The organism is Paenibacillus sp. URB8-2, assembly GCF_013393385.1.
In the GTDB taxonomy this organism is placed as follows: Bacteria; Bacillota; Bacilli; order Paenibacillales; family Paenibacillaceae; genus Paenibacillus_AQ.
Genome location: NZ_AP023239.1, coordinates 4,067,666 through 4,082,624 on the forward strand (window position 1 = coordinate 4,067,666; position 14,959 = coordinate 4,082,624).

At 54.3% G+C, this 14,959-nt stretch carries 14 protein-coding genes; 3 read left to right on the forward strand and 11 right to left on the reverse strand.

Features of this window, described 5'->3' with window-relative positions:
- Nucleotides 1-203: 203 nt before the first annotated feature.
- The 10 genes from dnaK to gpr form a co-directional block, all read right to left on the reverse strand.
- Complete coding sequence (gene dnaK / locus PUR_RS18845) at nt 204-2,048, reverse strand: molecular chaperone DnaK (protein WP_179036566.1); 1,845 nt, start codon at nt 2,046-2,048, stop codon at nt 204-206.
- Between the two features lie 217 nt (nt 2,049-2,265).
- On the reverse strand, nt 2,266-2,856 hold the full coding sequence (gene grpE / locus PUR_RS18850; protein ID WP_179036567.1) for a nucleotide exchange factor GrpE: 591 nt from the start codon (nt 2,854-2,856) through the stop codon (nt 2,266-2,268).
- A 48-nt stretch (nt 2,857-2,904) separates the two neighbouring features.
- On the reverse strand, nt 2,905-3,936 hold the full coding sequence (gene hrcA / locus PUR_RS18855; protein WP_179036568.1) for a heat-inducible transcriptional repressor HrcA: 1,032 nt from the start codon (nt 3,934-3,936) through the stop codon (nt 2,905-2,907).
- Nucleotides 3,937-4,194: 258 nt separating this feature from the next.
- On the reverse strand, nt 4,195-4,701 hold the full coding sequence (locus tag PUR_RS18860; RefSeq protein ID WP_269474675.1) for an N-acetyltransferase: 507 nt from the start codon (nt 4,699-4,701) through the stop codon (nt 4,195-4,197).
- A 77-nt stretch (nt 4,702-4,778) separates the two neighbouring features.
- Complete coding sequence (gene hemW / locus PUR_RS18865; protein WP_179036569.1) at nt 4,779-5,960, reverse strand: radical SAM family heme chaperone HemW; 1,182 nt, start codon at nt 5,958-5,960, stop codon at nt 4,779-4,781.
- 73 nt (nt 5,961-6,033) lie between these two features.
- Nucleotides 6,034-7,848 (reverse strand): translation elongation factor 4, encoded by a 1,815-nt coding sequence (gene lepA, locus PUR_RS18870; protein ID WP_179036570.1) that lies wholly within the window; start codon nt 7,846-7,848, stop codon nt 6,034-6,036.
- 187 nt (nt 7,849-8,035) lie between these two features.
- A complete protein-coding gene (locus tag PUR_RS18875; RefSeq protein ID WP_179036571.1) occupies nt 8,036-8,527 on the reverse strand; it encodes a hypothetical protein in 492 nt (163 codons plus the stop codon).
- 58 nt (nt 8,528-8,585) lie between these two features.
- Nucleotides 8,586-9,866: a stage II sporulation protein P gene (locus tag PUR_RS18880; RefSeq protein WP_179036572.1), complete on the reverse strand. Its 1,281-nt coding sequence runs from the start codon at nt 9,864-9,866 to the stop codon at nt 8,586-8,588.
- Between the two features lie 172 nt (nt 9,867-10,038).
- A complete protein-coding gene (locus PUR_RS18885; protein ID WP_179036573.1) occupies nt 10,039-10,554 on the reverse strand; it encodes a hypothetical protein in 516 nt (171 codons plus the stop codon).
- A gap of 156 nt (nt 10,555-10,710) precedes the next feature.
- Entirely contained in the window at nt 10,711-11,712 is a 1,002-nt protein-coding gene (gpr, locus tag PUR_RS18890; RefSeq protein WP_179036574.1) for a GPR endopeptidase, read from the reverse strand.
- A gap of 178 nt (nt 11,713-11,890) precedes the next feature.
- Between gpr and rpsT the strand changes: the two genes are divergently transcribed.
- From rpsT to PUR_RS18905, 3 genes are all read left to right on the forward strand, one after another.
- Entirely contained in the window at nt 11,891-12,163 is a 273-nt protein-coding gene (gene rpsT, locus PUR_RS18895) for a 30S ribosomal protein S20 (RefSeq protein ID WP_124695755.1), read from the forward strand.
- A gap of 184 nt (nt 12,164-12,347) precedes the next feature.
- Nucleotides 12,348-12,947, forward strand: a complete 600-nt coding sequence (locus PUR_RS18900; RefSeq protein WP_179036575.1) for a TetR/AcrR family transcriptional regulator — start codon at nt 12,348-12,350, stop codon at nt 12,945-12,947.
- Nucleotides 12,948-12,953: 6 nt separating this feature from the next.
- Nucleotides 12,954-13,715 carry a glycosyltransferase gene (locus tag PUR_RS18905; protein WP_179036576.1) on the forward strand — a complete coding sequence of 254 codons (762 nt, stop codon included), beginning with the start codon at nt 12,954-12,956 and terminating at the stop codon, nt 13,713-13,715.
- A gap of 25 nt (nt 13,716-13,740) precedes the next feature.
- On the opposite strand, the gene holA is transcribed toward PUR_RS18905, so the two are convergent.
- Nucleotides 13,741-14,772 carry a DNA polymerase III subunit delta gene (gene holA / locus PUR_RS18910; RefSeq protein ID WP_179036577.1) on the reverse strand — a complete coding sequence of 344 codons (1,032 nt, stop codon included), beginning with the start codon at nt 14,770-14,772 and terminating at the stop codon, nt 13,741-13,743.
- Nucleotides 14,773-14,959: the final 187 nt, after the last annotated feature.

Here is a 14,959-nt window from a genome sequence, read left to right on the forward strand (position 1 = left end):
GGATAAGTGCGAAGCTTATACTTTCTGATATTTCAAGAAGAAACGGCTTCGCCATCCTTTGACGGACGGTGCCCGTTTCCCGAAAATATAAGAACAAATGATCAGGCGCACAGCCTGCGAATCTTATATTTTATTAAAAGGAAAGCCAAAACTCGGGATGCCCCGGTTTTGACCTTCCCCTGACTTAGAGCTATCGTTTAACTTTATCCTTGATTCTTCTCGTCGTCAACCACTTCGTAATCCGCGTCGACCACGTTATCTCTCTTTGCGCCCTCGCCTGCGTCAGCCGCGCCTTCAGCGCCTTGCTGAGCTTGCGCCGCTTGCTCATACAGCTTCACGGACAGCTGCTGCACAACTTCGTTCAGCTCGTCGGTAGCCGCCTTGATCTCTTCCAGATTGTCGGTTTCCAGCGCGGACTTCACTTTGTCCTTGGCCTGGTTCGCCTTTTCAATCTCGGATGCGTCTACTTTGTCGCCAAGGTCCTTGATGACCTTATCCGTGGAATAAACGAGCTGGTCGGCATTGTTCTTCGCTTCTACCAGTTCCTTACGGACGCGGTCCTCTTCGGCATGAAGCTCGGCGTCCTTCATCATTTGCTCGATATCGGATTCGCTGAGGCCGCCGGAGGAAGTAATGGTAATCTTCTGGCTCTTGTTCGTGCCTTTATCCGTAGCGGACACGTTCACGATGCCGTTGGCGTCGATGTCGAAGGTAACTTCGATTTGCGGAACGCCGCGCGGTGCCGGCGGAATCTCGCTCAGCATGAAGCGTCCCAGCGTTTTGTTACCGTTCGCCATTTGGCGTTCACCTTGCAGAACATGAATTTCAACGCTCGGCTGGCTGTCGGCGAAGGTCGAGAAGATTTGCGATTTGCTGGTTGGGATTGTCGTGTTGCGGTCGATCATCTTCGTGAATACGCCGCCTGCGGTTTCAATACCCAGGGACAGCGGGGTTACGTCCAGCAGAACCACGTCTTTTACGTCGCCGGTCAATACGCCCGCTTGAACCGCTGCGCCAAGAGCAACGACTTCGTCCGGGTTAACGCCTTTATGCGGCTCTTTGCCGGTCAGCTTCTTGATGGCTTCCTGTACGGCCGGAATCCGGGTGGAACCGCCGACGAGCACGATTTTGTCCAGATCAGCTGGAGTCATGCCGGCATCGTTCAGAGCCTGGCGTGTAGGTCCGAGCGTGCGTTCAACGAGATCGGATGTCAGCTCGTCGAATTTCGCGCGGGTCAGGTTGACCTCCAAATGCTGCGGTACGCCGTCTACAACGGTGATGAACGGCAGGGATACCGTAGTGGTCAGTACGCCAGACAGCTCTTTCTTCGCTTTTTCGGCTGCGTCCTTCAAACGTTGAACAGCCGCCTTGTCCTTGCTCAGGTCGATGCCCTGCTCTTTTTTGAACTCGGCTACGAGATAGTCGATGACTTTTTGGTCAAAGTCGTCGCCGCCGAGGCGGTTGTCACCGCTCGTCGCTTTTACTTCGAAGAAGCCATCGCCCAGTTCCAGGATGGAAACGTCGAACGTGCCGCCGCCAAGGTCATAGACCAGGATCGTTTGATCTTCGGATTTTTCCATACCGTACGCCAGGGCTGCCGCCGTAGGCTCGTTCACGATACGCAGAACGTCAAGACCGGCGATTTTGCCCGCATCCTTGGTCGCCTGGCGCTGACCGTCGTTGAAATAGGCCGGAACGGTAATAACCGCCTGCGTAACCGACTGGCCGAGGTAAGCTTCAGCGTCGGATTTCAGCTTTTGCAGAATCATTGCAGAAATTTCTTGCGGCGAATAGTCCTTGCCGTCGATCGTTTCTTTATGGTTCGTGCCCATATGGCGTTTGATCGAGATGATCGTGCGGTCCGGGTTCGTGATCGCTTGGCGCTTCGCTGTTTCGCCGACAATGCGCTCCCCGTCCTTCTTAAAGCCTACAACCGAAGGGGTAGTGCGCGCGCCTTCCGGGTTGGGGATGACGACGGCCTCGCCGCCTTCCATTACGGCCACGCATGAGTTCGTGGTTCCAAGGTCGATACCGATAACTTTACTCACAGTAATTTGCCTCCTTAAAAGTTTTACGAATGTGATTCAACTACAACCAAGCTTCAAGTAAAACTCGCTTCGTAAGCATCTTGCTTAAGTTTTACGATTGAGTTACTGCCCCGTGACTGATTTGCCTCGGCCGAGAGCCGCCGCATGATGAGTCCGGTCAGGCGCACGGCAATATCGCCGGAATACAGTTCCGGCGATCCATGCGTCTATATGAAGACTACATGCTGACTTTAACCATAGCGGGACGAAGCACCTTGTTTTTCAGAAGATAGCCCTTCTGGACTTCCTCCGTAACAATGCCCTCTTCGTACTCGTCGCTCTCCACCTGCATGATGGCCTGATGGAATTCGGGGTTGAACGGCTGTCCCACCGATTCCATTGGTGTAAGTCCCTCAGACTTCAATACCCCATCCAATTGGCGAAAAATCATATTTACGCCTTTGGCGAAAGCATCGCTGTCCGATCCGGCCGGCGCCGTAGCCAGCGCGCGTTCGAAATTGTCCAGCACCGGCAGCAATTCCGTAACCAGTTTGGAGGTGGCGTACTGAGCCAGTTCCTCTTTCTCCTTCAATGTACGGCGGCGGAAATTGTCATAGTCGGCCTGCACCCGCAGCACACGACCTTGATAATCGTCCGCAAGCTCCTGCAGACGCTTGATTTCATCGCTGTCGCCGGAAGTCGCCTGTACGGCTTCATCGACCGCTTCGCTATGGTTATCCGAGACGGCTTCGGCCTGATCGGCCGCGCTCTCCTCGTTGATGGCGTTATCTTCGGTCACACCTGATTCTTGAACCTGTTCCTCTTTCAAGTATGTTCACCTCCTTAAGATTATCACGGCAATCGTCTTGCACTAAACTCACTTATACCAGTGACCCAGCAGCGCTGTCAAATCCCGGGACAAAACGCCCAGAATGCCCATCACTTTCGCATATTCCATTCGGGTTGGCCCCAATATGCCTATGCTTCCCAGCGCTTCGCCGTCAACCGAATAAGTTGCTGTAATCAAGCTGCAGTCAGCAAAAGCTTCATGCTTATTCTCGGTGCCGATCCGCACCTGAATGCCCGTGCCGCCGGCGGCCGGCGCCAGCATTTTGAGCAGGGTGGGCGTCTCTTCAAGCAGATCAAGGATATCCTTGACCTTGTCGACATCCCGGAATTCCGGCTGGGTCAGCATGTTCGTCGCGCCGCTGAGGTATATGCGCTGTTCCGGGTCGCTTTCGAGCGCCGCGTCAAGCACATGCATCAGTTCCTCATAATGGGAAATATGACGCTGCATTTCCTGTCCGAGTTCGGAATAGAGCCTGGTCTTCAATTTGTATAGCGGCACATTGACCAGCTTGCTGTTGAGCAGATTGACAACCTTCTCCATTTCCGAGACCGAAATCTCCGGCGGAATGCTGACTTTCCGGTTCTCAACTTGTCCGGTGCTGGTGACGATAATCGCCACGGCGGTTCGGTCATCCAGCGGCAGCAGCTGAAAATGGCGCAGTGAAGTATGAAAAACCTCCGGTCCCAAAAGGATGGAAGTATAATTCGTCATCGTCGATAAAATCATGGCCGCATGTTGAATCAACTGCTCCATCGCATTCAGCTTCTCGGCGAAAAAAGCGCGGATCGTTTCCGTTTCAGTCGATCCTTCTGAATTCCACGGCACAAGATGATCCACATAATAGCGGTAGCCTTTATGGGACGGGATCCGGCCTGCCGACGTATGCGGCTGCTCCAAGAATCCCAGGTCTTCCAGGTCCGCCATTTCATTGCGTATCGTCGCGGGACTGTATTTGACATCTCCCCGTTTGGATATGCTGCGCGATCCTACCGGCTCGGCCGAACGGATATAGTCATCCACAATGGCATTCAATATCATTCTCTGGCGTTCGGTTAACATGTCATCCCCTCCTGACCGCCTGTGGAATTCGTTCGTTAGCACTCATCTGCATAGAGTGCTAATCACTAATACAAAAATACCAAACCGAACTTAACATTGTCAAGTAAGTCGGCAAAGCAGAGCAGGCCATTTTGTGTACAGATACGCTGCCCCGCGGTCACATTCTTGGTTCGATACCCAAATAGTCAAATAACCACTCTCCGCCGGGTTGGACAAGCATCCGGCAGGAGAGTGGTCGGTTTATGAAAGCAATTTAGATTAGTTCAGCATTTTGAGTACGGCGATTTCGTCGCAGGCATGCTGCTTGGAGCAGTTGACGCAGTCTGTCCATACCTTTTCCGGGAAAATCTCCTTGTTAACGACCTGAAATCCGTTCTTCAAGAAGAAGTTGACGGCATAGGTAAGAGCCATAATCTTCGGAATCTTCTGGCGTCTCGCTTCCTTGGTCAGTTCCTCCACGATCATGGAACCGATGCCTTGGCCCTTGCACTCATCGCGCAGGCCGAGCGAGCGAACCTCGACAAGATCGTTACCAAGACGGCACAGTGAACCGCAGCCTACAACCCTACCGTTTATTTCCGCTACGACGAACTGATCTATCTGCCTCTCCAGCACCTTTCGGGAACGGGGCAGCATGATCCCGCGCTGCGCATACTCTTCTATCATTAAATACAGCGGTTCGACATCTTCCAAAGTAGCGCTTCTGCAAATGGCGGCGGATGTTGGTTCCGGCTCTGCGGGTTTCGGTTTCGGCTTGGCTAGCACTGTGCTTCACTCCTCCATCAATAACTATGAATAAATATACAACACAGTGAATTAGGATTCAATAGTTATTTTAAAAATTAACCTTCTGTCAACGCTCCGACAAATTCTCCGAACACATCATTTCCGAACAAAATCCCCTGACGGCTTAATCGGTAGTTTCCGCCTTCCCGCTCAAGCAGGCCTGCGCTCAGCATCTTCTGCAGCGGTTTGCCAAACACGTCCTCCAGCTGCCGGTCGAACTGCTCCCGAAAAGCCTTATCGCTGATTCCCTCCCGCATCCTCAGCCCCACCATCATGAAATCTTCCATGGCCTCTTCCTTCGACACAGGATAAGCATTCAGCCGGGGCAGTCCGGTCTTTGTCGCTTCGATGTACGGGCTCACGCCCTTCACATTCATATGCCGCATACGCCGCGCATATCCGTGCGCTCCGGCACCGAGCCCGTAGTAATCCTGATTGCGCCAGTAAGTGATATTATGACGGCTCTCCATTCCGGGCTTGGCGAAATTGCTGATTTCATACTGCCTGTAGCCCGCCTCTTCCATGGAAGACATCAACAGCAGGTACATGGCCAGTTCGTCCTCTTCGGCGGGAAGCGGAAGCTGGTTCTTGTTAAAAAGCGTATGGAACAGCGTGTTCTCCTCAACCTTGAGGCTGTAGATGGAATAGTGGGGCAGGCCTAGGTCAAGCGCCCGCTTGATACTTTCGGCCAGCATATCGACCGTCTGGTTCGGCAGGCCGAACATCAGGTCGATGGACAGGTTGGACAGCCCTGCTGCGCGGGCATTGTCAAGGCTGCGGTAAACATCATCGGTGTTGTGTATGCGGCCGATCCCGCTCAGCAGCTCGTTCTGGAATGCCTGAACTCCAAAGCTGACGCGGTTCACGCCGCCCGCCTTCATAACCGCCAGCTTGTCCGGATCAGTCGTACCGGGATTCGCCTCCATCGAGAACTCGATATCCTCCGCCCAGTCCGGGAAGTAGGTGCGCACCGTCTTCAGAAAATACTCCATTTCATCCGGTTTCAGCACCGTAGGCGTGCCTCCGCCCACAAATATGCTTTGGATAACGCCCGGCGGATTGTCGCGAACGGTGAGTTCCATCTCCCGCTCCAGCGCGCGAAGATAGTCCATTACAGGCTGATCCTTCAGCACATAAGAGTTGAAATCGCAATAAAAGCACTTGTTCGTGCAGAAAGGAATATGAATGTATACCGCCTCGGGCGGACGGCTCCCTTGCAAGCCTGAAAGGTTAGTCATTAAGCGGTCCTCCTTAGATGAAAAGGGAAGCCGGAAGGCTTCCCTGAATAAGCTGCAATATTTGCCTGATTGTCTACTCGTCGATCTTGAGCACCGCCATGAACGCTTCCTGCGGCACTTCGACGCTGCCGACCTGCTTCATGCGCTTCTTGCCTTCCTTCTGCTTCTCCAGCAGCTTCCGCTTCCGCGAAATGTCACCGCCGTAGCATTTGGCAAGAACGTTCTTGCGCATCGCCTTAACCGTCTCGCGGGCAACAACTTTGGTTCCGACGGAAGCCTGAATCGGCACCTCGAACATTTGGCGCGGAATGATGCCGCGCAGCTTCTCGCAAATGATACGGCCGCGATTATAGGCGCGGTCGCGGTGCACGATGAACGACAGGGCGTCGACCTGTTCGCCGTTAAGCAGAATGTCCATTTTCACCAGGTTCGACTGGCGGTAACCGGACAGTTCATAATCGAAGGACGCATAGCCTTTCGTTCCGGATTTCAGCTGGTCGAAGAAATCATAGACGATTTCCGACAGCGGAATTTGGTAAGTGATGGTCACCCGGTTCGCGTCCAGGTATTCCATGTTCACGAATTCGCCGCGCTTGTTCTGGCACAGCTCCATGACCGTCCCGACGAAATCGTTGGGCACGATAACGGCTGCCTTGACGTAAGGCTCCTCGACATAATCGATCTTGCCGATCTCCGGATAGTTCGACGGGTTGTCAATCTGGATCATTTCGCCGCTCGTCAGCATAATGCGGTAAATAACGCTCGGCGCCGTCGTGATGAGCGGCAGATTGAACTCCCGCTCGATCCGCTCCTGGATGATCTCCATATGCAGCAGGCCGAGAAATCCGCAGCGGAAGCCGAAGCCGAGCGCACTGGACGTCTCGGGCTCGAAGCTCAGCGAAGCGTCGTTGAGCTGCAGCTTCTCCAGCGCCTCGCGCAGATCATTGTAATCCGACGTCTCGATCGGATACAGACCGCAGTATACCATCGGATTGATCTTCCGGTAGCCGGGCAACGGCTCGGGCGTCGGGCGTTTGGCGTCCGTCACGGTATCGCCGACACGGGTATCCCCCACATGCTTGATGCCGGCCACGATAAAGCCAACATCGCCTACGTTCAGCTCGTTCACGATGCTCATGCGCGGCATAAATGCGCCGACTTCAATAACCTCGAACGTCTTGTCGGTCGCCATCATCTTGATCTTCGAGCCGGCGCGGATGCTGCCGTCAACAACCCGGACATACACGATTACACCTTTGTACGGGTCGTAATGGGAGTCGAAAATCAGCGCCTTCAGCGGCTGATCGGGATCTCCCGTAGGCGCCGGAACCTGCTTGACTACCTGCTCCAGAATCTCCTTGATGCCGATTCCCGCCTTGGCGGAAGCAAGCACCGCCTCGCTGGCGTCCAGGCCGATGACGTCCTCAATCTCCTGCTTCACCCGTTCCGGGTCGGCGCTCGGCAGATCGATCTTGTTGACGACCGGCAGAATTTCCAGATTGTTGTCCAGCGCCAGATACACGTTGGCCAGTGTCTGGGCTTCAATTCCCTGGGCCGCGTCGACGACGAGCAGCGCGCCTTCGCAGGCCGCGAGACTGCGCGAAACTTCATAAGTGAAATCGACATGCCCCGGCGTGTCAATCAGATTGAGCAGATATTCTTGCCCGTCATCGGCACGATACGTGAGGCGAACGGCCTGCAGCTTGATCGTAATGCCGCGCTCGCGCTCAAGATCCATCTGGTCGAGCACCTGTTCCTGCATTTCGCGCGAGCTGAGCGCCCCGGTGTATTCCAAAATCCGGTCGGCAAGCGTCGACTTCCCGTGGTCTATATGTGCAATTATCGAGAAATTGCGGATTTGTTCTTGTCTTTTCTTAACGTCAGTCATTCCTTACCCCCACAAACAGCCTGTTGTTAATCATCTTATTATAGCAGTACATGTTCCCACCAGCAATCCAGCTCCTGCATTCGAGCGCATTATATTTTAAAATAGAAGGTTTTGGCTGCGGAAACGGATACCACCCCCTGAAGGGCGGAGAAGCCGTTCCTTCAGGGGGTGGGAAAAGATAAAGCGTTTATTCGGAGGATTCAAACAGCGAGACTACCCAGCGGATTCCTTTTTGCGACGCATTCTGGAGCAGGCCCGCCGTCTTGTCCGCCAGTGCGTCCACTGTGGATTTATGCTCTCCGGGAATGAGAATCTGACCCGGCGTAAGCGTAGTGTTGTTAGGGACAGTCTGCTGCGGAAGGCTAGCCGGGGACGAAGGGGTACCTGCAGCAGGCTGTCCCGCAGCCGGAGTCTGGACTTGCGGGGCGGACGATGGAGCCAGCGTTACGGGGACGTAGATGTATCCCCCTTTCCCGTCGCTCTGCACCTGAAGCCCGGTAACCGCCCCGGACTGGGGCTGGGACACAGGCGCCGCATTCTGAACGCCGCCGGAAATTACGCTCCAGCCCGGGACGGGCGAGGCGGCGGTTCCGCCGCTCCCGCCGAACTGCATACCCACCAGCACACCGATGCCGGCCCAAATGCCGACCGCCACCATCTTTTTTCCGAAACGAGACATGGATACCCACCCTTTCTTTCCATTCTTGCAGCGGCCCCCGCCGGGGAGCTACACCATATTATTGGGCAGCCGGTTCCGTGCCCGTTCCGCTATTGGCCGTTCCAGCCTCGGCGTTTGCTTTTTCTGCCTTATGACTGCTCCAATATAAATCCGCGATGGCGTCCGCCAGCACATCGGAGGTTGCCTTCAGTTCGGCTTCGGTGCTGTCTATTCCGCCCACCTCGATCAGGACGCTGTTCGGCGATATCGACTGGTTGTACTCCCCGTTATTGCCTTTGCCCGACGATTTGCCCCAGATGCCGCGGGAAACACCCGGATACCGTTTCTCCAGTAGCTGATGAATTTTATTTGCGAATTCCTCATTCTTTTTCCAGTCCTTGTTTGAACGCCCGAGAATAAAATACACCTGAGCGTAGCTTTTTCCGCCGATAACCGTAGTCGTCTTGTCATGCCGCTGCGAGTCGCGGTGGATGTCGATCAATTCGGTCATTTCCTCATTCTCGGTCATCGCCGTCTTGACGGTCACCCGGGAATATTTATAGGAAAAGTTCCAGTTATAATCGGCGACATTAGTAGCATAGTCCACTTCCGAGTGGAGGGTGCCGATGCCCCGTTTCTCCAGCCGCTGGGCGATGAAGGACCCCACCAGCATGACATTTTTGGAAGGATCGGCGGAGCTTGGATTGTCGCTCTTCGCGGAGAGCAGCGGATTGTACGCTTCGCGCGGATGGGAATGGTAGATCATAATCCGCTTCATATCCGTGTCCGAAGGTTCCGTATCCTTTGCGGGAGCGGAGGACGGCGCCGGAGCGTCGCTGTTCTCCGGCAGCGGCGACTCTTGCGTGCCGCCGCTGCCCCCTGAGGTCGGCGCCGGCGTCGCAAGCTCGTCCGTTCCAGGATGATAGTCGACCGGGGCGCCCTCCACTCCGCCGGAACCTTTGCGCAGCAGCACGGCGTCGTCGGCGGCCATTCCCGGCACCTCCCGGGACAGCAGGCTTTTTGGGTCCCCCGGGTTCACGCTGGTAAGAAGCTGAAAGACAAAGCTTGTGACTTTCCCTCCCGACAGCGCGGACGCTTCCGTGGTCTTGGGCAGATGTGGAACCTCCATCCCGAGAATCTCCTTGAATAGTCCGCCGGAGAGGGAAGCCGCAAGACCTTTCATCGAAGGAAGCGGCGAATTATCCAGCTTTTCTCCCGCCATGCCTCCGGTTCCCAGCAGGATGAAGAAGACCAGGGAACCGCAGGCGAGCAGCAGCATCGTCCTGCCGAGCGCCAAAGCGTCAAGCGCTTTTGAACGCAAACGGCCAATGTTCCACAGATGAAACCATTTTCTGTTCATTATTGTTATGTCCTCCTCAAGCTCTCTGTAATCTCTTATACTTCAAATCTATGAGAGGAAGAGAGACGGTAGAACGAAAGGAAGACAAAATCTCCCACAATATCCGGTCACGGCTTATTTTCCAAAAAAAAGAGCCGGCCCAGTAAGGCTAGCTCATCTGAAATATATTCACTTAATGATTCCCGGATGTTACCCTGATCTTAAATACGCAAGAAGTATCGCCCGTGGAATACAAACCATCCTCCGTCTTCCAAAAAGCCGAAACTCCGTAGTAGTATACGCCGTCTTCGAGAGGTGCTGTAAAAAAATTACCGTTCATCGCAATCTCAGTCAATCCGTTCTCGGTGAACCGGACGAGGTTCATTTGACCGGGCTGCTGCTGATACGGATAGACGACCGAGATTTGTTCCCCGGGGCGGACAAGAGCAGGCGGCGTCTCCTCCATTCCCTGCATCCCCCCTATATAATCGGCGCAGCCCAGCTTTCCCCAGCAGTAGGACCGCTGTTCCGACGGAATTTCGTCTCCGCTGCCTTCGGCGGTAATTACGGGAGTCGGCACTTTGTCATCGGTAACGGATGGATATGCGGTTTTCCCGGAGTCTGCGGATAATGACCGCGTTCTGTCGCAGCCAGCCAACAATACCGCTATCACAATGAACAATATAGCTGAAGTTATAACCTTGCTCATGCGTTTCCCTCCTTTTTCTATTAGACGGTTCGTAGAACAAGGCGGTTGCAGGAGAAGCGGGATTTCAAACAAAAAAAGGGAACCGGCAGGAGGAAATGTCCCTCGCCGATTCCCACTCGTATATTCATAATCCGCGCCTGCTGCGGGCGGCACAGGTCAGTGAGTATAAGCGCCGACGTTGCCGGGATCAACGGCGTCATGCAGCGCCGCATTCAGTCCGGTTGCCACAACGTTGGCGATATCTTCGATAAATTCGTCAATTTCCTTCGGCGTTACAATCAGATCATGGCCGAGCGGCTCAAGAACCTCCTTAACCAGAGCCAGCCGCTCTTGTTCGGAAATACTGTCCAGCAGCCCCATAATTTCCTTGGTGCGCCCGTCCGCCCCGCCGAAGTGGCTTCTCATCATTTCCAGCACGTTGCCCACAATGGTGGAGGCGTAGCATACCGTCGGCACGCCGATTGCGATGCATGGGACGCCCAGCACCTCACGTGTCAGCCCGCGCCGCTTGTTGCCGATGCCGGAACCGGGGTGGATGCCGATATCAGCAATTTGAATCGTCGTGTTGACCCTCTCCAGCGAACGGGAGGCCAGGGCATCGATGGCGATAATGGCGTCCGGCTTCGTTCGGTCGACAATGCCCTGGACGATCTCGCTTGATTCGATTCCGGTCAGCCCCAGCACGCCGGGAGCGACCGCGCTGACATTGCGGTAGCCGGGAGATACCTGGTCCGGCATCAGCTCGTAAAACTGGCGGGTAACCAGGGCGTTCTCCACCACAAGCGGCCCCAGCGAATCCGGAGTCACATTCCAGTTGCCGAGCCCGACAATGAGCACGGAAGCGTTTTTGCCGATGCCGATCCGTGACATAAAACCTTCGAACTCGCGGGCGAAAGCTTCGGACACTTTTTGCTGAAGTCCCGTATCTCCGCCTCGAAGTCCCGGGATTTCCAGTGTGACATAATTGCCGATCGCCCGGCCGATTCTCTGAGAGCCGGCATCATTGCTCACGGCAAGCCGCGTAATTTTGATCCCGTCCGATTCCTCCACTTCCTCGTTCACGCCGGGAATCGGCATGTTGTTCAAGCCCTGGGCCATTTCCTTGGACTCTACCGCCAAGTCGGTACGCACTGAATAAAGCTGCAGATCCAGTTCCATACGTTATTCGCCTCCTAACCTTTTATTCACTAGTGTGCGGGAGGAGAGGCAGGATTATACAAAAAGGAATAGGGAATTTACACGGTTTCTTGTTGCATTTTGCTGTTCTGCATGCTAAACTATTTTAAGTTGTGAATCATTTTGATGATTTCCGAATGCCTTACAGGAGGTGAATGCAATGCCAAACATTAAATCCGCGGTAAAACGCGTTAAGACAACGGAAAAACGCCGCGCGCTGAACGTTTCCCAAAAGTCCGCGCTTCGTACAGCTGTTAAAGCTGCCGACCTCGCGCTGGAAGGTACGGAAGTAGAAACTGCCAAAGCCGCTTTCCAAGTTGCTTCTCAGAAGCTGGACAAGGCCGTAACGAAAGGTCTGGTTCATAAAAATGCGGCTGCCCGCAAGAAATCCCGCTTGGCTAAGAAACTGAACGCTCTTTCCGCTCAAGCGTAAGAGCTTCCATAACAAGCAATTGAAGAACCTGACCGCTCCCGAACGATGCGGTTCAGGTTTTTTTGTGTTTATTTTCCCCCTATCCCTCCATTCACAAACTCTTCACTGGACATATTAAAATGGAAATTATATCCTCTTAACATACCGAACGTTCGGTATGTTAATGAAAGGAGGCATCCCAGGTTTGACTGCTAAACATCGTGCCTATGATTCTGTTCAGACCAAAGAAACCATACTCCTGCATGCCAAAGCCCTATTTTCACAAAAAGGATACAAGGGCGTTTCGATCAGCGATATTTGCGCGGCGGCGGGTCTCAGTAAAGGAAGCATCTATCATCATTTCAAGAATAAAGAGGATCTATTTGTCCAACTGGCCGAAATTTCGTTCGTGGATTCCTGGAAAGATTGGGACAGCCGCTCCGCACGGTTCTCTTCGGCGATCGACAAGCTGTATGCTTACAGCGAGCTTTATGCCGACAACGTAGATCTTTCGCTTACCAAAGCCGGCGAGGATTTTATGGCGACCACCCGGGCCGATTCCGCAGCGTTTCAACAATTTGGAGCCATTCTTACAGACTATGTGCGGCGATTCGAGGAAATTATTCGGGAAGGAATCGAAAGCGGAGAATTCAAGCCGGAGGAGCCCGGCGATATGGCTTTTGCCCTGCTCAGCGCTTATTCGGGATTGGCGAACAACACCCGCTATCTGGACAAGGAAAATGTGAGACGGCTGTTTCGCAAGATGACGGACATGCTGCTTGACGGCATCCGAAATAGGAGATGAAATCTAATGGAACGACCCTTGTTTGCCGGGCCGGAAGAAACGGAAGAGATCTTGTTCTCCGTCCTGATTCCCGCGCATAACGAAGAAAAGTATATTAAGAAATGCCTGGACTCCATCGCTGCCGCCTCGGAGAACTGCGTCGGCCGGGTTGAGGTCATTGTTATTCTGAATCGCTGTACCGACAAGACGGAAGAAATCGCAAGCTCGTATAACTGCGTTATTGTACGCGACGACCGCAAAAATTTATCGCAAATCCGGAACAGCGGCGCGGCTGCGGCCAGAGGAGAAATCATCGTGACAATCGACGCGGACAGCCGGATGACGGCCAACATGCTCTCCGAAATCGAGTGGCATCTTTCCACAGGGAAATACATAGGCGGCGGCACCACCGGGAGATTCGAGCGGATGAGCCTTGGCATCGTCGTATCCGCACTGGCGCTCCTCGTGCCGATGGCCATTAAATATGGAGCGATCTCGGTCGGTATATTCTGGTGCCGCAAGAGCGACTTCGACACCATTGGCGGCTTCAATGAAGATATGCTGATGTCCGAGGATGCCGATTTTGCCCGGCGGCTCAAAACTCACGGAAAGCGCTTCGGAAAAAAATACGGGACGTTGACCAAAGCCTATATGATTACCTCCTGCCGAAAGTTCGATCGGGAAGGAGACTGGTTTCTTGTCAAGCATCCGAAGCTGATTCTCGCCTACTTGAAAGGTACCGACCACCGGCATGCGGACCAAGCCTATTACGAGAATCAAGGAAGATAGTCCTCACCGGCCGTGCACTTAAATCCTAAGCCGGCTTTCCGGCGCCAAGCCGCAGCATGAACAGCTCCAGCCCCAGCACCTTGTCGATTCCGCCTGTCTTCATCTGGTAATCCAAATCAGCCAGTCGGCTTAAAATTTCTCTAAGCTGTTCCCCGCCGAACTTGCGGGCCTGCTCTCCGGCCAGCTTGACGGCATACGGATGAAGCCCGAGCTGGGAGGCGATTTGCCCCTGGGAATAGCTCTGTGCCGACAAGTCCTTGACCTGCAAAATAATCCGGAACTGCCGCGCGATGAGCGCGGCGATCTTGATCGGCTCCTCCCGCTGCTTCAGCAGTTCATGCAGCGTTCCCACAGCCTTGTCCAGCCGCAGGTTTGCAATATCCTCCACCAGCGTGAACACATTCTGCTCCGTTCCGCGCGGCACCAAGCTCTCAATAGCCGCCGTATCCACCGTTCCTCCGGAGCCTGCAAACAGGCACAGCTTGTCCATCTCCGCCGTCAGCCCCTGGAGCCCCGTGCCGGCGCTGGCGATGAGCGCCTCTGCCGCGCCATTTGCTGCGGTGCAGCCGCGGTCGCGGATGCCTTTCTCCACCCAACGGAGCAGTTCCTCCGCGCCGAGCGGGTTGAAAGACAACACGGTGCCGGCCGATTTCAGCGCCTTGACGATTTTTTTGCGCTCATCCAGCTTATCGCTGTTCACCAGAAAGACGACTACGCTGAATTCGGCGGGACGCGTTAAATATTCCTGAAGAACATCGATGCGGTGCTCCAGCTTGGCGTTATCCTTGCCCGCCGTGAACAGCGAGGCGTCCCGAACCACCAGCAGCTTGCGGGGCACCATAAACGGCACGGTCTCCGCCTCTTCCACTACCGACTGCACCGGCGTCTCGGAAAGGTCGAACGGAATCACTGCGAAATCGCGGTCCTCCTTCGCAATCAGCTCGCTCTCCAAAAAAGCCGCAAATTCGTTCATGCGGAATTTTTCGCTTCCATATAAACAATAGACGGGGGAGAAATTCCCCTGCTTGATTTCCTTGGCCGCCGTTTTGGCATCCATGCTGCGCCACTTCCTTCTTCATATCTGCTCGACTCATAAGTGTGTACGTTCCAATAGTTTAACAAAAAACGTACCTGCGTGTAAGAGCGTCAAGCTTGGACATTCTCATATTTACATGCAAAAGCGGAGAAGCCCCGGCACCCATGCCAAAGCCCCTCCGCCCTTACGCGGCTCATCTATATAAACG